Annotated in this window: 16 protein-coding genes; 10 read left to right on the forward strand and 6 right to left on the reverse strand. The window is 70.1% G+C overall.

What is annotated here, in order from left to right; genetic code table 11:
- The 3 genes from G6048_RS37645 to G6048_RS37655 form a co-directional block, all read right to left on the reverse strand.
- The coding region (locus G6048_RS37645; protein WP_328828141.1) for a DUF5667 domain-containing protein at positions 1 to 1,286 on the reverse strand (1,286 nt) is incomplete at its 3' end.
- Between the two features lie 266 nt (positions 1,287 to 1,552).
- Positions 1,553 to 2,386: an ECF subfamily RNA polymerase sigma factor, BldN family gene (locus G6048_RS37650; protein ID WP_165344089.1), complete on the reverse strand. Its 834-nt coding sequence runs from the start codon at positions 2,384 to 2,386 to the stop codon at positions 1,553 to 1,555.
- Between the two features lie 355 nt (positions 2,387 to 2,741).
- The gene (locus G6048_RS37655; protein ID WP_165344090.1) at positions 2,742 to 3,686 is read right to left on the reverse strand and encodes an HAD family hydrolase; all 945 of its coding nucleotides are present in this window, start codon (positions 3,684 to 3,686) and stop codon (positions 2,742 to 2,744) included.
- A 174-nt stretch (positions 3,687 to 3,860) separates the two neighbouring features.
- Between G6048_RS37655 and G6048_RS37660 the strand changes: the two genes are divergently transcribed.
- From G6048_RS37660 to G6048_RS37680, 5 genes are all read left to right on the forward strand, one after another.
- On the forward strand, positions 3,861 to 4,160 hold the full coding sequence (locus tag G6048_RS37660) for a glutaredoxin family protein (protein WP_165344091.1): 300 nt from the start codon (positions 3,861 to 3,863) through the stop codon (positions 4,158 to 4,160).
- A 317-nt stretch (positions 4,161 to 4,477) separates the two neighbouring features.
- Positions 4,478 to 5,233 (forward strand): redox-sensing transcriptional repressor Rex, encoded by a 756-nt coding sequence (locus G6048_RS37665; RefSeq protein ID WP_165344092.1) that lies wholly within the window; start codon positions 4,478 to 4,480, stop codon positions 5,231 to 5,233.
- Positions 5,230 to 6,945 carry a glutamyl-tRNA reductase gene (locus G6048_RS37670; protein ID WP_165344093.1) on the forward strand — a complete coding sequence of 572 codons (1,716 nt, stop codon included), beginning with the start codon at positions 5,230 to 5,232 and terminating at the stop codon, positions 6,943 to 6,945. The genes G6048_RS37665 and G6048_RS37670 overlap by 4 nt, the downstream gene beginning before the upstream one ends.
- The gene (gene hemC / locus G6048_RS37675; protein WP_165344094.1) at positions 6,942 to 7,922 is read left to right on the forward strand and encodes a hydroxymethylbilane synthase; all 981 of its coding nucleotides are present in this window, start codon (positions 6,942 to 6,944) and stop codon (positions 7,920 to 7,922) included. Before G6048_RS37670 ends, hemC begins: the two co-directional genes overlap by 4 nt.
- Positions 7,919 to 9,601, forward strand: a complete 1,683-nt coding sequence (locus G6048_RS37680; RefSeq protein ID WP_165344095.1) for a bifunctional uroporphyrinogen-III C-methyltransferase/uroporphyrinogen-III synthase — start codon at positions 7,919 to 7,921, stop codon at positions 9,599 to 9,601. Before hemC ends, G6048_RS37680 begins: the two co-directional genes overlap by 4 nt.
- 147 nt (positions 9,602 to 9,748) lie before the next feature.
- On the opposite strand, the gene G6048_RS37685 is transcribed toward G6048_RS37680, so the two are convergent.
- A complete protein-coding gene (locus G6048_RS37685) occupies positions 9,749 to 11,029 on the reverse strand; it encodes an RNA-guided endonuclease InsQ/TnpB family protein (protein ID WP_165344096.1) in 1,281 nt (426 codons plus the stop codon).
- A gap of 280 nt (positions 11,030 to 11,309) precedes the next feature.
- Between G6048_RS37685 and hemB the strand changes: the two genes are divergently transcribed.
- The 5 genes from hemB to G6048_RS37710 all read left to right on the forward strand — a co-directional run bounded on the left by hemB (position 11,310) and on the right by G6048_RS37710 (position 16,184).
- Complete coding sequence (gene hemB, locus G6048_RS37690; protein WP_165344097.1) at positions 11,310 to 12,302, forward strand: porphobilinogen synthase; 993 nt, start codon at positions 11,310 to 11,312, stop codon at positions 12,300 to 12,302.
- 167 nt (positions 12,303 to 12,469) lie between these two features.
- Positions 12,470 to 13,129, forward strand: a complete 660-nt coding sequence (locus G6048_RS37695; RefSeq protein ID WP_165344098.1) for a TetR/AcrR family transcriptional regulator — start codon at positions 12,470 to 12,472, stop codon at positions 13,127 to 13,129.
- A gap of 139 nt (positions 13,130 to 13,268) precedes the next feature.
- On the forward strand, positions 13,269 to 13,922 hold the full coding sequence (locus G6048_RS37700) for a GOLPH3/VPS74 family protein (RefSeq protein ID WP_165344099.1): 654 nt from the start codon (positions 13,269 to 13,271) through the stop codon (positions 13,920 to 13,922).
- Positions 13,919 to 15,181 (forward strand): phthiocerol/phthiodiolone dimycocerosyl transferase family protein, encoded by a 1,263-nt coding sequence (locus tag G6048_RS37705; RefSeq protein WP_165344100.1) that lies wholly within the window; start codon positions 13,919 to 13,921, stop codon positions 15,179 to 15,181. The genes G6048_RS37700 and G6048_RS37705 overlap by 4 nt, the downstream gene beginning before the upstream one ends.
- A 91-nt stretch (positions 15,182 to 15,272) precedes the next feature.
- Positions 15,273 to 16,184: an SAM-dependent methyltransferase gene (locus G6048_RS37710; RefSeq protein WP_165344101.1), complete on the forward strand. Its 912-nt coding sequence runs from the start codon at positions 15,273 to 15,275 to the stop codon at positions 16,182 to 16,184.
- 9 nt (positions 16,185 to 16,193) lie between these two features.
- Here G6048_RS37710 and G6048_RS37715 read toward each other — a convergent pair whose 3' ends face one another.
- Positions 16,194 to 17,120, reverse strand: coding sequence for an aminoglycoside phosphotransferase family protein (locus G6048_RS37715; protein ID WP_165344102.1), 927 nt, complete (start codon positions 17,118 to 17,120; stop codon positions 16,194 to 16,196).
- 77 nt (positions 17,121 to 17,197) lie between these two features.
- Positions 17,198 to 18,022 (reverse strand): helix-turn-helix transcriptional regulator, encoded by an 825-nt coding sequence (locus G6048_RS37720; protein ID WP_165344103.1) that lies wholly within the window; start codon positions 18,020 to 18,022, stop codon positions 17,198 to 17,200.
- Between the last annotated feature and the right edge of the window lie 92 nt (positions 18,023 to 18,114).

Consider the following 18,114-nt stretch of genomic DNA (forward strand, 5'->3'; position numbering starts at 1 on the left):
ACGCTGCTGTGCATCGTCGCGGTGCTGCTGCTGATCGGCTTCATCCAGCTGGTGCTGATTTTCCTGCGGCAGTCCGCCATTCCCATCATCTGCCTGCTGCTGCCCGTGGCCGGCGGGGTGGTGGGCTCGTCGGACGGGAGCGTGCTGGTGTCGTCCTTGGGCGGTTCCAGGAGGCCGCCCGTGTTGCCACCCAGCAGGCCGTCGTCCTCCGTGTCCGAGGTGGACGGCTCGGGATTGCCGCTGCTGGAGTTGCTGCCGCCGGGGGAGTTGCCGGTGGCGCTGGGAGCGGTCGGGCGGTCCGGGTCGGAGGAGCCGCTGGAGGACTGGCCGGAGTCCGGACGGCGGCTGGTGCCCTCCCGCGAGGGGGGCTCCGGCAGCAGTGAGCGCAGCGGATCGACCTCTAGGGCTATGGCGTCGAAGACCGAGCTGACCTGCCGGCTGACATCGCCGAGCTGCGCGGGCAGCCGGTCGCGCAGCTCGCCCCACCTGTCGCGGTGCGACTGGGAGAAGGCCGAGAGGGTCTGGATGGGGCCCAGCGAGTCGGGGTCGCGCTCGTACGCCTCGTGCAGCAGCCGGTGGCCTTCCGAGGCGTCGTGCCGCATGCCGGACAGCGCACGGCGGATCTCGCCCATGGACTCGTGGTCGAGGGGCCCGGAGCGGTCGCGCTCGATCAGCCGGCGTGCCTCGCTCAGCCGCGTGGAGGCCTGGTCGAGGTAGAGCCGGCCGCGGTCGTTGTCGCCGTCGGCCATGCCCCGCTTGAGGTCTTCCATGCCGCGCTTGAGCCCGTAGAGCGAGTCACCGGGCAGGGCGTCGGAACTGGCGGCCGCTACGCCGCTGAACGCTCCCGCCGCCACACCCACCGTGAGCCCGCCCGCGGTGAGACCCTTGGAAAGCCGGGACCTCGGGAAACGCTGCCGCAACTTCCCCATGCCGCTCGCCCGATGCGTACCCCGCCCCCGGTGCGACCTCTGCCCCGGCACCGATGGTTCCGCCGCGTCGCCCCCCGCGGCCGAGCCCTCCTGCAGCATGGCCTCCATCGCGGCCACCAGCTGGGCCCGCTGAACGACCTTGACCTCGGGATCCAGCGCCGGCTTGGGCAACTCGCCGAGTCCGCCCGCCAGGGACAGCATCCGGCTCCGCTCGGACAGGCCGGATTCGCCGGACTGGTCCGTGGGTTCCGCCGCCGGACCTTCGGACTGCTCGGCCGCCGTGGCCCGGTCGGACTGCTCCTCCAGGGCCTGGGCGAAGGCGTTCGCCCGCCGGTGTGCCGATACGTTCGCGATCACTGGCGGCACCTCCTCTCGTCATGACGGTCGACTCCCCAGGGGGTCCTGAGGGTTGCACTCTCTGATCGGTTCCACACGATCGGGTGATCGGGGACGGTCAGAGGTGACCACAGGGAGCCTGTATCCCGCACAACGAGCCTCTCGGCACTTGGGTTACGGACTACGGATGATCGGACCGCGGAACCAACAGACTGCAACGAAGGGTGAGTTGAGCGTCGCAGAGGGTAAGGAGGCGTACGGGGTGGGCGAGGGTGCGATACGGGTTCTCAACGGGCGTCGTCGGGCAGGAGCCGGGCCAGTGTGCGCACGGCCCGGTACTGGAGGGTCTTGATCGCGCCCTCGTTCTTGCCCATCACGCGAGCGGTCTCGGCGACCGAGAGGCCCTGGAGGAAGCGCAGGGTCACGCACTCCTGCTGCTGCGGGTTGAGGCGGCGTACGGCGTCCAGGAGTGCCGCGTTCGACAGGGACTCCAGGACGGAGTCCTCGGGGGAGCGCTCGACCTCGTTGGCGTCGAGCATCTCGCCGGTGGTCACTTCCAGGCGGAAGCGGCTCGACTTGAAGTGGTCGGCGACGAGGTTGCGGGCGATCGTGACCAGCCAGGCGCCGAAGTCGCGGCCCTGCCAGGTGAAGGTGCCGATGCGCCGCAGGGCACGCAGAAAGGTCTCGCTCGTGAGGTCTTCCGCGGTCGCCTTGCCCCCCACGCGGTAGTAGATGTAGCGGTACACGGTGTCGCTGTACTGGTCGTAGAGGCGCCCGAAGGCCTCGGCCTCGCCGTCCTGGGCGCGCTCCACGAGGTCCATCATCCGGGCGCTGTCACTGTCCGCGGCCGGTCGGCGGGCGGTGGTGGTGGCCGACGCGCTCGGGCGGCCCCGTCTACCCGCGGCCCGCCCGTCGCCCGACCTCCGCCCCTCAACGACGGCGCTTCGCGCCGGCCCCCGCTCGATGCCGTCGGCCAGCGCGTAACACGGGCCGACGGGCGCGGCGGAGGCAGCGAGGGCGGGGACGGCGTACGCGGTGGGGACGAAACCGCGCAGGTGGTCGAGGACCACCGCGCGGAGCGTAGCCAGGCCCGAGGCGTCAACCCCGACGTGTGGGTACACGGGACTCCCAGAGGCAGAGCTTCCATCACGTGCAGTACCGGATGATTCACCCGTCGTAGCGACGTGTGAGGTCCGTCATGCGTCTGAGGAGAATAACGCTTCGTACAGGCGGCGCTACGCCCAGTTGCTCAAATCGCCGATTCCGTCGCTTCTGTTACGTAGTGACGTCTGATCAAGTGCCGCACAGTGACCGGTAGTTGATCGAATTGCTTCGCATTCCGGCCAAGCCTGGGGCGTGTTGTGGCCGTCTGTCGTCAACGGGACTGGCGGGGGCGGTGCGCGGGTAACGCAGCAGAATTGCCCGCGTGTTCGTACACGCGGGCACTCATGGACGGTGGGGCCGGTGGAGCCGGTGTCAGCGGCGGCGGCGGTGCAGGGCGATCGCGGCCGCCGTGCCGCCCGCGACCGCGCCGACGCCGGCCGCCGCGGGGATGCCGACCTTCGCCGCCTTGCGGCCGGTACGGTAGTCGCGCAGGCGCCAGTCGAGGGTGCGGGCGTGCTTGCGGAGCTTGGCGTCGGGGTTGATCGCGTACGGGTGGCCGACGAGCGAGAGCATCGGGATGTCGTTGTGCGAGTCGCTGTACGCGGCGCAGCGGCTCAGGTCCAGGCCCTCCGCCGCCGCCAACGCCCGTACTGCCTCCGCCTTCGCGGGGCCGTGCAGGGGTTCGCCGACGAGCTTGCCGGTGTAGACGCCGTCGACCGACTCGGCGACCGTGCCGAGGGCGCCGGTCAGGCCCAGGCGGCGGGCGATCACCGTGGCGATCTCGACCGGGGCGGCGGTGACGAGCCACACCTTCTGGCCCGCGTCGAGGTGGGCCTCGGCCAGCGCGCGGGTGCCGGGCCAGATGCGCTCGGCCATGTACTCGTCGTAGATCTCCTCGCCGATCGACATCAGCTCGGCGACGCGGTGGCCCTGCACGATGGACAGCGCGGAGTCGCGCGCCTCCTGCATGTGCTCGGGGTCCTCGACGCCGGCCAGCCGGAACCAGGCCTGCTGCCAGGCGAATCGGTAGAGGTCGCGGGTCTCGAAGAACTTCCGCTTGTAGAGGCCGCGGCCGAAGTGGAACAGCGCGGCGCCCTGCATCACGGTGTTGTCGAGGTCGAAGAAGGCGGCGGCCTTGTCGTCGCCGAGGACCGGGAACTCCGGTTCCTCCGCGGCGGTTTCGGGCGTGGCTTCGTGCGCGAGTTCCTCCAGTTCCTGGGAGGACTTGCGCGCTGCCTCCGCCGAGGCCTCGCCTGCCAACACGCTCCGCGCCGTGGCGGAGCGCCTACGGGGAGTGAGCCATCCGAGAGCGGCCATGGCGTGAGCATAGCCAGTCTCTGCGTTACTTCCGGAGTCGGGAGGTTTGAAGGGTGTGAACTCTCCGCGACCGTGTCGTTACGACTGCGGGCCGTTTCTGACTGGTCGCGCCCTGTTGATGGCGTCGAATGCAGGGAAGCCGCGCACCTGACGGGGTTCCGGTGTCGGGTGAGAATGGCTCGTATGAGTCCCATCTTTCGGCGTACTGACCGCCGTACGGAGAAGAAGGCGCCGCACGAGCGGCTGGTCACGCTGATCGGGAAGCCCGACTGTCATCTGTGCGAGGACGCGCAGGTCGTGGTCGGGAAGGTCTGCGGGGAACTCGGTGTGCCCTGGGAGGAGAAGGACATCACGCGGGATGAGGAGCTGTATCGCGCGTACTGGGAGCAGATCCCGGTGGTACTCGTGGATGGTGCGCAGCACACGTTCTGGCGGGTGGACGAGGGAAGGTTGCGCAAAGCCCTCGCGGAGTGAGGACTGTGTGCGTAACCGAACCGTGGCCCTTCCGGGCACTCCAAGTGGCTCGCAGTGTCACTTAGGATCGGGTGCGGTTTGGCCTCGGGGGCGGGGAGCGTAGAGGAGTGTGTACGGCTTTGCCCCCATCAAGCAGGGAACGAAGGTGCCTTTGCGCCGGTTCCGTACGCATGTGGCGGAGTCGCGTGACCCCGGTCACGTTGGGCGGGCAAATCGGACACCATCTTTGTGCATGCATTCACAAAGACATAGCCTGCTGTCGACGGGGCGGTCGGACGTGTGACCGCCTGCAGCCCCGCTCTACCCGCAGGAGCACCGTGGCAACTGGCCGAACTCACCGACCGGCGACCCGCAGCCGAGGGATTCCCGAGGCCACCGTCGCCAGGCTTCCGCTGTACCTCCGTGCGCTGACCGCACTGTCGGAGCGCTCGGTACCCACGGTCTCCTCCGAGGAGCTCGCGGCCGCCGCGGGGGTCAACTCCGCGAAGCTGCGCAAGGACTTCTCGTACCTCGGCTCGTACGGGACGCGCGGTGTGGGTTACGACGTCGAGTACCTCGTCTATCAGATCTCCCGCGAGCTGGGCCTCACCCAGGACTGGCCGGTTGTGATCGTCGGTATCGGTAACCTCGGCGCGGCGCTGGCCAACTACGGCGGGTTCGCCTCGCGCGGCTTCCGGGTCGCCGCCCTCATAGACGCCGATCCCGCCATGGCCGGGAAGCCCGTCGCCGGAATTCCCGTGCAGCACACCGACGACCTCGAGAAGATCATCAAGGACAACGGTGTGTCGATCGGTGTGATCGCGACCCCCGCGGGCGCCGCCCAGCAGGTCTGCGACCGGCTCGTCGCCGCGGGTGTGACGTCCATCCTGAACTTCGCGCCGACCGTGCTCTCCGTGCCGGACGGCGTCGACGTACGCAAGGTCGATCTCTCCATCGAGCTGCAGATCCTCGCCTTCCACGAGCAGCGCAAGGCCGGCGAAGAGGCCGAGGCCGTGCTCGAGGCCGAGGCCGCGGCGGCGAAGGAGATCAGAGAAGGGCCGGACGGGGATGTCCCCGCCGTGATGCCGGCATGAGTCTTCTTGTCGTCGGGCTGAGTCACCGCAGCGCTCCGGTCAGCGTGCTGGAGCGGGCCGCGCTGTCCGCGGACGCGCAGATCAAGCTCCTCCAGGACACCATCGCCGCCGAGCCGGCCACCGAGGCCGCGGTGCTCGCCACCTGCAACCGGATTGAGCTGTACGCCGACGTGGACAAGTTCCACGCGGGCGTCGCCGAGCTCTCCACGCTGCTCGCGCAGCACAGCGGGGTCGGGCTCGAGGAGCTCACGCCCTATCTGTACGTGCACTACGAGGACCGGGCGGTTCACCACCTGTTCTCCGTGGCCTGTGGTCTGGACTCGATGGTGATCGGCGAGGGCCAGATCCTCGGCCAGATCAAGGACGCGCTCGCCACCTCGCAGGAACTGCACACGGCGGGGCGGCTGCTGAACGACCTGTTCCAGCAGGCGCTCAGGGTCGGCAAGCGCGCCCACTCCGAGACCGGCATAGACCGGGCCGGGCAGTCCCTGGTGACGTTCGGCCTGGAGCAGCTGACCTCGGGGGCGGACGTCGCCGCCTGGGCCGCCGGCAAGCGGGCCCTCGTGATCGGCGCGGGCTCCATGTCCTCGCTGGCCGCGGCGACGCTCGCGCGCGCTGGGGTGGCCGAAGTCGTCATCGCCAACCGCACCCTTGACCGGGCCGAGCGCCTCGCCCAGATCCTGATGGACGGCGGCGATACGGACGTGGCGGCCCGCGCGGTACCGATGGAAGCGGTGCCGGCCGAGCTGACACGTGCCGATGTCGCGGTGTCCTGTACGGGTGCGACGGGGCTCGTCCTGACGGCCGATGCGGTCGCCGCGGCGGTCGAGGGCCGTACGGGAGCGCCCGCCGAGGAGCGCGCGGCCACCCCCCGTGTCGTACGCGGCGATCTGCCGCCCACCAGTGTCGGCACCGACGACGGCTGTCCGCTGGACCTGTCGCCCGTGCAGGGGGCCGCCGCCTTCTCCGTCATGGGGGAGGCCGCGGTGGCGGGCCTGGACGCGGCGGCCCTGGAGCAGCACGCGGCCTGGGTGGACAACGCCACGGTCGACCGTCGCCGCCGTACACAAGACGCCCGTACGCCCGAGTCCGACGCAGCCGTCATCGCCGCGCTGGCCGCTACCGCGGCCGCCATCGGGCGGGTGCCCGAGCGTCGTAAGCCCGAGCCCGTCGTCGAGGCCCCGCGCCCGGCGCCCGTGCTCTCGCTGCTCGACCTCGCCATGCCGCGCGACATCGACGCTGCCGCGCACCGGCTGCTCGGCGTGCGCCTCGTGGACATCGAGTCGCTGGCCGAGGCCTCCGCGGACGTACCGATGGCGGCGGACGTGGACATGGTGCGGCGGATCGTGTCCGACGAGGTCGCCGCCTTCGGGGCCGCCCAGCGGGCCGCGCACATCACGCCCACCGTCGTCGCGCTGCGCACCATGGCCGCCGATGTCGTCGCGAACGAGATCGCGCGGCTCGACGGGCGGCTGCCCGGGCTCGACGAGAAGCAGCGGGGCGAGATCACCCAGACCGTACGGCGCGTGGTGGACAAGCTGCTGCACGCGCCGACCGTGCGGGTCAAGCAGCTCGCGGCCGAACCCGGCGGCGCCGGGTACGCGGACGCACTGCGGACCCTGTTCGACCTGGACCAGGAGACGGTCGCCTCCGTCTCGAGGGCCACCGATGACATCAGCACCGAGAACGCCAAGAACCGAGGGCGAGCATGACTGAGCGGCGAACGGGGCCGGAGAGCGGCCCCCTGAGGCTGGGGACACGGCGCAGCAAGCTCGCCATGGCCCAGTCCGGGCAGGTGGCTGACGCCGTGAGCCGGGTGACCGGGCGGTCCGTGGAGCTCGTCGAGATCACCACGTACGGCGACGTCTCGCGCGAGAACCTCGCGCAGATCGGCGGTACAGGCGTCTTCGTGACCGCGCTGCGCGAGGCGCTGCTGCGCGGCGAGGTCGACTTCGCCGTGCACTCCCTCAAGGACCTGCCGACCGCGCAGCCCGACGACCTCGCACTGGCCGCGGTGCCGGTGCGTGAGGACGCGCGGGACGTGCTGGTCGCCCGTGACGGACTGAAGTTCTCCGAGCTGCCGGACGGCGCTCGCGTGGGCACCGGTTCGCCGCGGCGCATGGCCCAGTTGAACGCGTACGCGCGCTGCCACGGACTGACCATCGAGACGGTCGCGATCCGGGGGAACGTCGACACCCGGATCGGGTACGTGCGCAAGGGCGAGCTGGATGCGGTCGTGCTGGCCGCCGCCGGGCTCAACCGGATCGGCCGGATCGACGAAGTGACCGAGTTCCTCTCGGTCGACATGGTTTTGCCCGCCCCCGGCCAGGGGGCGCTCGCGATCGAATGCGCCGCGAACAACGCGGAACTGGTCGCGGCGCTCGCCGCACTCGACGACCCGGTCACCCGGGCCGCCGTGACCGCCGAGCGGTCCCTGCTCGCCTCCCTGGAGGCCGGCTGCAGCGCACCCGTTGGTGCGCTGGCCGACCTTCTGGCCGACGGGCAGATTGTCAAGGAAATGCGCCTGCGCGGCGTCGTCGGCACGACCGACGGCTCGACGCTGGTGCAGATGTCCACCACCGGTCCCGTGCCCGAGACGTACGACCAAGCAATGGCGCTCGGCCGTGAACTCGCTGCCGAGATGCTTGCCAAGGGCGCGGCCGGTCTGATGGGGGAGCGAGCACATTGAGCCCCACCACCCTTCCCGCCGGCCTGGAACACGGCTCCGTCACCTTCCTTGGTGCCGGACCCGGGGATCCGGGACTGCTCACACTGCGCGCTGTTCAGGCGCTGGCGAACGCGGATGTCCTGATCGCCGAGCCCGAAGTGCTCGACGTCGTCCGTACGCACGCCAGACAAGGCGTGACCGTGCTGGACACCGAACCGGGCCCGGACACGCCTCAACTGACGGTAGTTGACGGCGCGTCAACAACCGCTGGTGCCCCCGCGTCGAGGGACGCGGCCCATATTGTCATGGAGGCCGCACGCAGCGGCAGGCGGGTGGTACGTGCCGTCACCGGTGACCCCGGGCTCGACACCTGTGCCGCCGAGGAGATGCTGGCCTGCGCCGCCGCGGGTGTGCCCTTCGAGGTCGTACCCGGTATCGCCACGGCCGTCGGAGTGCCCGCGTACGCGGGTGTTCCGCTGCGTGACGCGCAGGGCGCGGACGTGCGGTTCGTGGACGCGGCCACGGCCTCCGGGCGCCTGTGGTCCGAGGTCGGCGCGTCCGACGGGACCGTCGTCGTCTCCTCGACCCTCGACTCCGTCGGCGCCGCCGCGAGCGAGCTGGTGGCCGCCGGACGCAAGCCCGATACGCCGCTGACCGTCACCATCGCCGGTACGACCACCCGGCAGCGGACCTGGTCCGCGACGCTCGGCACCATCGCGCAGACGCTGAAGCAGGCGAAGGTGCTGCCCTCGCCGGAAGGCGGCCGGCCGGTGATAGCCGTGGTCGGTGAGCATTCCGCCGCTGCCCAGCGTGAGCAGTTGTCGTGGTTCGAGTCCAAGCCGCTGTTCGGCTGGAAGGTTCTCGTGCCGCGTACGAAGGAGCAGGCGGCCTCGCTCTCCGACCAGTTGCGGTCCTACGGAGCCGTACCGCACGAGGTGCCGACGATCGCCGTCGAGCCGCCGCGGACGCCTCAGCAGATGGAGCGGGCGGTCAAGGGGCTCGTGACCGGGCGGTACGAGTGGATCGCCTTCACCTCGGTGAACGCCGTCAAGGCGGTGCGGGAGAAGTTCGAGGAGTACGGGCTTGATGCGCGCGCGTTCGCGGGCATCAAGGTCGCTGCGGTCGGCGAGCAGACGGCGAAGGCGCTCGTCGCCTTCGGCGTGAAGCCGGATCTGGTGCCTTCTGGGGAGCAGTCGGCTGCGGGGCTGCTTGAGGACTGGCCTCCGTACGATCCGGTCTTCGACCCGATCGACCGGGTGTTCCTGCCGCGGGCCGATATCGCCACGGAGACGTTGGTGGCCGGGCTGATTGAGCTGGGCTGGGAGGTTGACGACGTCACGGCGTATCGGACCGTGCGGGCCTCGCCTCCGCCGGCGGAGACTCGGGAGGCGATCAAGGGGGGTGGCTTCGACGCGGTGCTGTTCACTTCGTCGTCGACTGTCCGGAACCTGGTCGGGATCGCGGGTAAGCCGCATAACGTGACGGTGATCGCTTGTATTGGGCCGGCTACGGCGAAGACGGCTGAGGAGCACGGGCTGCGGGTTGATGTGATGGCTCCGGAGCCGTCTGTTCATAAGCTGGCGGAGGCGCTTGCGGAGTTTGGCTCGCGGCGGCGGGCTGCGGCGGTGGAGGCCGGGGGGCCGGTTACGCGGCCCAGTGAACGGAGGCCGGGGGCGCGGCGGAGGCGTACGACTACGTAACCGCTCCGCGGGGGCGGGGTTTGAAGCTGCGGGTCCAGTCGGTCCAGGCACGCAGCAGGGGCTCGGCTGCTCGGCGCGGCGGCGGCGTGCTCGCCGGGGCATTGAAGTGCTCTCCTCCCTTCGCAGGGTCGGGAAGGAGAGTCCCGCCTACCTTGCGGTGGCGGGCTTGGCGCGGCGAGCGCGCCTGACGACTGCCCTCCCGGCAGCCGGGATCGCCACGAGGCCGATCCGGTACAGGTGCAGGATGTTCCGGGCCGCGTTGTGGTCGGCGTTGCCCGACCAGCCGCAGTCCGGGTTCTTGCAGACGAACACGGCCTGGGACTCCCGGCTGCCCGGCGTGGCGGTACCGCAGGCCGAGCAGCGCCGGGAGGTGCCAGGGGCGGGGACCTTGACCAGGGCGCCGCCGTGCCTGGCGGTCTTGTACGCCAGCATGGTGACCGCGCGGCCCCACGCCTCGGCGGCGATGGAGCGGTTCAGCCCGGCCTTCTGCGCGACGTTCTTCCCCGGCTCGTCGACGGTTCCGCGAGCCGACGTGACCATGTTCGTGATGGTGAGTGCTTCGACCACCACCGTGCCGTAGGCGCGGGCGATGGCGGTGGTCGTCTGGTGCTGCCAGTCGGCGGCTCGTCGCTTGGCTTTCGCTCGGAGCTGGGCGATCTGGTCATAGGTGCGGCGCAGGCGGCGGCTGGTGCGCTCGCCCGGCTTGCGGTGCGCCTTGCGCCCGGCGGCGCGCTGTTCCAGGCTCAGCAGCTTGGCCTGCTCCTGCCCGGTCAGCCACTGCCCGTGCTGGTACGTCGTCCCGTCGGACAGGGCCAGCGGCACGGTGACGCCCACATCGATCCCGACCTCCGGGCCGGGGTGAGCCTCGGGCGTGACCTCTAGGGCTGTCACGCGGAAGGCGATGTGCCAGCCGAGCGCGTCCTTGACGAGCCGGGCGCCGGTGATCCGGTTCTCGGTGTTGGCGTGCTTGCCCACGGGGAGGTCTTTGGTCCACCGGAACTTCACTCGGCCGATCCTGGGCAGGTTGACCATGCCCCAGCGGCGGTGCACCCGCGTGATGTGCAGGTCCCGGCTCTGCGGGACGTCCACCGCCATGACCGACCGGAAGCGTGCCTTGAACTTCGGGGCAGCCGCCCGGCCCTCCCAGCAGTTCTTCCAGGCCCGGACGTACGTCTTGAGCACCGCCTGCGCGGCCTGGGCGGGCAGGACGGCGAGGAAGTCGAGGTCCTGGCGGGCCTGGCGGATCGCGGCGTCCGCGTTGGCCAGGGTCCGCTGGTCCTTGGGCATCATCTGCCACCAGGCGTGCAGCAGGTTCCACAGGGTGCGCGCCGCGTGCGCCTGGGCATCGGCCTTCGACACCTCGGTGGGCGACAGCGCAAGCCGGGCACGGTGCCCGAACTGCCGCGTGACCAAGGTGCCGTGACTCATCAGACGTCCTCCCATTCGACCGTTCGCCCGACACTCACAAAAACGAGCGAGGCCCTCAAAGGTCACCCAACTGGCCCCGGTGATGCGGCAGCCCGCCACCACCACCTGAGGTGATGCCCTGCCGGTGCTGGCGGCACAAGACCCAGCTCTCCAAGCTGGACCCGTGATTTGGGGCTCGCATGCGGAGCCGGATCGTGGGCGCGGAGGGCCGGGAAGCGCCCGGTGATCCCCGACTTCGCGTCGGCAAAGGTGGTGCTGGGGCGGGCGTAGCGTAGAGGGCATGACGAAGTACGGATCCTTCCCCGGTACGCGGCCGCGGCGGCTGCGTACCACTCCCGCCATGCGTCGCATGGTCGCCGAAACCCGACTGCACCCGGCCGACTTCATCCTCCCCGCGTTCGTCCGCGAAGGCGTCAGCGAGCCCGTGCCGATCGCCGCGATGCCCGGGGTCGTGCAGCACACTCGGGACAGCCTGAAGAAGGCGGCGCTGGAGGCGGTGGAGGCGGGGGTCTCCGGGATCATGCTGTTCGGTGTTCCGGAGGAGTCCAAGAAGGACGCCCTCGGGACGCCGGGGACCGACCCGGACGGGATTCTGCAGGTCGCCCTGCGTGACGTACGGGCCGAGGTCGGCGACGAGCTGCTCGTCATGTCCGACCTCTGCCTCGACGAGACCACCGATCACGGGCACTGCGGGGTCCTCGACGCGCAGGGCCGCGTAGACAACGACGCCACGCTGGAGCGGTATGCGGAGATGGCGCAGGTGCAGGCCGACGCGGGTGCGCATGTGGTGGGGCCGAGCGGGATGATGGACGGTCAGATCGGTGTCGTCCGGGACGCGTTGGACCAGATCGGGCGGGAGGATGTCGCGATCCTCGCCTATACCGCGAAGTACTCGTCCGCCTTCTACGGGCCGTTCAGGGAGGCCGTCGCCTCGTCGTTGAAGGGTGACCGGAAGACGTACCAGCAGGATCCCGCCAACGTACGGGAATCCATGCGGGAGTTGGCCCTCGATCTGGAGGAGGGCGCCGACATGGTGATGGTCAAGCCGGCGGGGCCTTACCTGGACATTCTTGCGCGGGTCGCGGACTCGGTGGATGTGCCGGTGGCCGCGTATCAGATCTCCGGGGAGTACTCGATGGTCGAGGCCGCGGCGGAGAAGGGGTGGGTCGACCGGGATCGGGCGATTCTTGAGACGCTTACGGGGATCAAGCGGGCGGGGGCTCGGAGCATTTTGACTTACTGGGCTACTGAGGCCGCCCGGAAGCTGGGCTGACAGCTTCGCGCCCCTGTAACGCGGGAGCCGCGCCCGCCCCGCCCCGTCCCGCGCAACCGCACACCGTCCGGCCGCGAGCCGCTGCCTTGTAGCACCCTGCCTTGCATAATGCGTCACTTAGTGACATGCTGTCCTTCAAGGGCGCTGGAGGGGAGGGGTGAGCCGCCATGCAGACGTTGGAGCGCAGCGGAGGCGGGATGAGTGAGCGGCGGCGGGTGCGGCTGCGGCTGGAGATCTCCCGGGAGGCGGCGCGGCTGTTCTGGGAGCAGGGTGTGGCCGCTACGAGCGGGGATCAGATCGCGGAGGCCGTAGGGCTGTCCACGCGCACCATCTGGCGGCACTTCCGCAGCAAGGAGAGCTGTGCCGAGCCGATCGTTCTGCAGGCCGTCGTCAACTTGCTGACGGTGCTGCGGAGTTGGCCCCGGCAGAGTTCCCTCGAAGAGCACCTGGCCGTGGAACTGGACAGATTCCGTCACGAGGCACCGCCCGTCGATCTCGCCGACGAAATGCTCGCGATGAGGATGATCCGGCTCGCGGACACCGAGCCGGCGCTCCGTACGGCGTGGCTGATGGCCTGTGACCAGGCGGAACGCGCGATGCGCCTGATCATCGCCGACCGTCTCGATCGCCCGGCCGACGACCTGGAGGTGCGTATGCACGCCGAGGCCGCGGCCGCGGTCGTGCGGGTGCTGGACGAGCACATCGGCGCCACCGTCCTCACCGGTGCCGACCTGGCGGAGCTCACCGGGGCGACGGCCGTCGCCCGGCGTTACGCCCACGCGATCCGCACGGCCACCGGCGGAGTCGTAGGCGACCCCGTCGCCTAGGGCCACGAGCACCATGCCCGGAGCCCGGAGCCCGGAGCCCGGAGCCCGGAGCCCGGAGCCCGGAGCCCGGAGCCCCGAGCCCCGAGCCCCGAGCCCCGAGAGGCACTCTCGATCGTTCGCTAACCCTGAGGAAAGAGAGATGCATCAGACCCTGCCGCAGAGCCTCTATCTGCTCTGCTACACCGTCGACAAAGGCAAGTTCGAGCTCACCAATCTCCAAGGGCGCGGCCAGCTGCTGCGCGCCGCGGCGCTGAGCGAGCTGACCCTCGCCGGACAGCTCAAAGCCGAGGGAGGGAAGGTCGTACGGCTGCCCGCCGAGCCGCCGGGCGATCCCTTCCTCGCCGAGGTGTGGCGTGACGTACCCGAGGAGAAGCCGAAGCGCTGGCTGCAGTTCGTGCACAACAAGGCCCACACGGCGGAACAGCCCATCCGTGAGCAGCTTGCGGAGACGGGCGCGGTCATGATCCGGCACGAGAAGTGGCTGCGGATGCTCGCCGTCGACCGGGTCACCGTCAACGATCCGCAGCAGGTGCACGCCCTGCAAGAGCGGGTTCGCGACGCCGTACTCCTCGCCCGCGATCCGGCGGAGATCCCGGTGGAGGAGCTGACCATGGCCGTGTTCGCGGTCGAGGTCGAGGTGACGAGCGTGTTCACCGGGAAGGAGCGCCGTGAGCACGAGCAGGCGCTCAAGGCGCTCGCCGCGCATTACGACGGCCTCGTGCCCGGCCTGCGCAAGGCGCTGCGCGACTCGTACCTGTCGAGCAGGGCGGTCGGGGGAGGCTGGGGAACGTGAGCACCGACGTGAGCCAGGCGCGCATCGTCCGGCCGCTGGGCCCCTTCGAGCGGACCATCGACTTCTACACGCACCGCAACCCGGTCCTGTTCTCGCTGGTCGCCGAACTGGACCGCCGAGTGCCGACGGCCACGTTGGCTTCGGCGCTGGCGGCGTTGCAGGTTCGGCATCCGTTACTCGGGGTCGAGGTCGACCGCACCGGCCCCGAGGCGGTGTTCCGGGCCTGCGAAGGCGCGATCCCCTTCGAGGTTGCTGCCGACGGTACTCCGTGGCGATCCGTCGTCGCCGCTGAGCAGACGCGGCCGATCCCCCCGACACCGGGCCCTCTGGCACGGGCCGTGCTGGTCCCACGGGAGTCGGGGTGCGCGGTGGTGCTGACGTTCGCGCACCAGATCGCCGACGGTGTCGGCGGCCTGCGGGCGCTGCTGGACCTGGTGGCGGCCCTGGGCGGCGAGGAGTTGGCGCTGGGCGGAGTTCCGCGGGCGCAGGAGGAACTCCTCGCCCACGTCGACGGAACGGCGCCCGCCGCCGACGACGCCACGGCCGGCACACCCCCGGAGGGCGACGAGCGCATGAACGCCGCCGGTGAGCTCTTGCCGTTCTCCGGACGCAGGCCGCACGTAGACGCCCTCGCCCTCGACCAGGGACTGACCACGCGGCTGGTACGTCGCTGCCGCCTGGAGCGCACGTCCGTACATGCCGCACTCTGCGCCGCCGCCACGGTCGTACTCCACCGACGGGGACGCGAGTACGTACGCATCCTGAGCCCGGTGGACCTGCGCCGTGCGGTCGGCCTGCCCGATGAGGTGGTGGACCGTTTCGCAGGCGCGAGGACGGGGAGCGCCGCGGACGAGGCGAAAGACTTCTGGACGCTCGCTCGTCATACCCGCGCATCGCTCTCCCGCCAGCGCACACCGCATGCCCTGAAGACCGGTTCCGCGGCTCTCGCCGAACATCCCCCGTCAAGTTCGCAGGACGCCGAGGCAATGATGACCGCCGCCACCGCGGCCGACATCCAGATCACCAACCTCGGGGTCGCACACCCGAGCCGCCAGAGTTCGAGCACACTCTCCGCTCTCTGGGGCCCCGCGCAGATCACGCAGATGCGGAGCGAGCACATCCTCGGCGTCGTAACAGTCGGTGGGCAGCTACGGATGACGGAAGTGACCCACGACCCTGTCGCCGGGCTCGTACCGGAGATGGGCGCTGTGCTGGCGGAGGCGTGCGCGGAGGCGTGCGCTGAGTCGGCGCGCGGATGAGAGCGGCCGGGCGCCTTCAAGTCCCGCCAAGAGTTAGGTTGTTGACGATTTGGTGAGCCGACGTTTGATGAACTGAACCGGGAAGGTCTCCATGAGCGGTGATGCTCTCAGCCAGGATCCTGCCGAGCTGAGGAAGAGGATCGACACGACCAAGGCGCACCCGGCGCGCGTCTATGACGTCTTCCTCGGGGGCAAGGACAACTACCCCACCGACCGCGCCGCGGCGGCGGCGGCGCTCGCGGCAAATCCGCGCGGGTACCTCGACGTCCGGCACAACCGGGACTTCATGCGGCGGGCCGTGACCCGGCTGGTCCGGGAGGACGGGATCCGGCAGTTCCTCGACGTCGGTACGGGGCTGCCGACCGCCGAGAACGTCCATCAGATCGCCCAGCGGATCATCCCCGAGTCACGGGTCGTGTACGTCGACAACGACCCGGTGGTACTCGCCCACGCGCGCGCCCTGCTCACCAGCGGCCCCGAGGGCACGACCGACTACATCGACGCGGACTTCAGGAACCCCGCGCAGATCCTCGAACAGGCCGCGAAGACCCTGGACTTCGACCAGCCGGTCGCGCTCGCGCTGGTCGCGATCCTGCACTTCGTCGAGGACGAGGACGCCTACCGGGTCGTACGCGAGCTGATGGACGCGCTGCCCTCCGGAAGCCGTCTCGTGCTTAGCCACATCACCGAGGACCTCAACGCGGAGAAGGTCCGCGCGGTGCAACGGACGTACACGGAGCGCGGGTTCACGTTCGTGCTCCGCACCAAGGGCGAGGTCGAGCGCTTCTTCACCGAGACGCCGGGCGTCCAGCTCGACGAGCCGGGCATCGTCCCCGTCCACCACTGGCACCCGGGCCCGGCGCCCGCTCCCGAAACCATCGACCCGGCCGACTTCGAGACCCTCGACGACATCGAGAAGATCCGCTATCGGGACATCAACGACGTCACGGACGCCGACATCAACGTCTACGGGGCCGCCGGCCGCAAGGCACCACACACGTGAGCCCGGCAATCAGTCCGTGCCGAACCATGTCTCCGCCAGCGCGTCCAGCGTCGGCTTGGGCGGGGCGGGGAGTTCGCGGAGGCAATAGGGCAGATTGCTGTAGATGTGCAAGAGGGCGTGCGCCATGAGGGTGCGGGGATTGATCGGGGGGCGGCCGTACGCGTCGTAGAACCGCTTGAACAGGCGTGGGTCGCAGCTCGTCATGAACAGGCCCACGGCCGCGAAGTCGTACGCCGGGTCGCCGATCATGGCCGGTTCGAAGTCGAACAGGCCGGTCAGACGCCAGCCTTCGGGGTCCACCGTCAGGTGCTGGCGCATGAACTCGGTGTGCAGGAGCACGCGTCGTGGCGGAGGCGGCAGCGGGACCGTGTCCAGGAACCAGGGGATCTGTTCCAGCCACCCCTGCGAGAGGCCGACGGCCCGCTGCTGCTCGACCACCTGCGCCCGCTGCGCGGCGATCAGCGTGCGCCAGTCCGCCGGGCCAACGGCGGTCGCGATCGGTGCCGGGTCCACGGAGTGCAGCGCGGCGAGGGCCTCGGCGGCCTCCGTGACGATCCGGTCCCGTTCCGCGGAAGGGATTCGCGGCCACTCCTGGTCTAGGCCCACGCCGGGCAGGCGGGACATCAGGACGTAGTGCCAGCCGTTCTTGTACGCGCCCGCCGAGTGCAACTGCGGTGTGGGAATCGGGAGTCTGCCGTACAGGTGGCTCAGCACCTTCTCCTCCCGTACGCAGTCGTCCTGCTCGAAGGCGGGATACAGCTTGACCACATGGGCCCCGCCGATGGCGTACACCGGCAGCGAACCCTCCTCGAAGCGGACGATCCGTTGCCCGGCAAGGCCGAGCCGTTCACACAGATCAGCGACGGCGGGACGCAACAGCGCCTCGTCGCCGACGACCTCGTCCAGTTCCTCGCCGGTCTCCACGAGTGGCAGCATGGGTGCTCTCCCTGCTTTCCCAGCTAGCGATCCAAAGCGATGCAGCATCGAATACTTTCGGGACAAGATCAGACACTTCAACCTTTGGCCATGGCTTGCAGTGCCGTCTCCTCCGGGGAACCGGGAGCGGCGGTGTAGACGAGCAGGGTCTGGTCCGGGTCCTGGGGAAAGTGCGTGATCTCGTACGAGAGGGTGAGCGGGCCCGCCTCGGGGTGGTCGACGCGCTTCACTCCGTACGACTTCGTACGGACCGTGTGGCGCTCCCAGTACCGCCTGAACTCCTCACTGTGTGAGGTGAGTTCGTCGACCAGCCGGCACAGCTCCGGGTCCTCGGGGAAGCGGCCGGCCGCGATACGGAGATGGCCGACGACCTCGCGGGCGATGAAGTCCCTGTCCGGGTAGCGGGGGCCGATGTCCGGGTGCAGGAGGTGGAGGTACGCCAAGTTGCGCTCGTCGTGGGGGAGTTCGGCGAAGTCGGTGATGAGGGCCGAGGCCGCGCGGTTCCAGGCGAGTACGTCCATACGGCGGCCGAGGACGAGCGCCGGAGCCGTGATCCAGTCCAGGAGCTGCCGCACTCCGGGGCGCGGGGCGTCGAAGGTGCCGCCGGGGTCGTCCTGCGGTTTCTGCGGGCGCGCCAGGCGGAAGAGGTGGGCCCGCTCGTCCGTGTCCAGGCGCAGCGCCTCCGCCACCGCGTCCAGCACCGCGTCGGACACGCTGTGGTTGCGGCCCTGCTCCAGGCGTACGTAGTAGTCGACGCTCACGCCCGCCAGATGCGCCAGCTCCTCGCGTCTCAGCCCCGGTACGCGGCGCAGTCCGGCACCGGAGGCGTAACCGACGTCCTCCGGGCGGATCCTGGCCCGCCGCGAGCGCAGGAACTCGCCCAACTCCCTGTGTGCACCCATGGGTTCATTGTGGGTTCCTTGTCGCCGTGAGCGAGTGGGTGTGGGTGGGTGCGGCGGTCCCTGGGTTTCGCGGACCCCCGGCACGGTGGGGT

The organism is Streptomyces ureilyticus (genome assembly GCF_011045025.1).
GTDB classification, from domain to species: domain Bacteria; phylum Actinomycetota; class Actinomycetes; order Streptomycetales; family Streptomycetaceae; genus Streptomyces; species Streptomyces ureilyticus.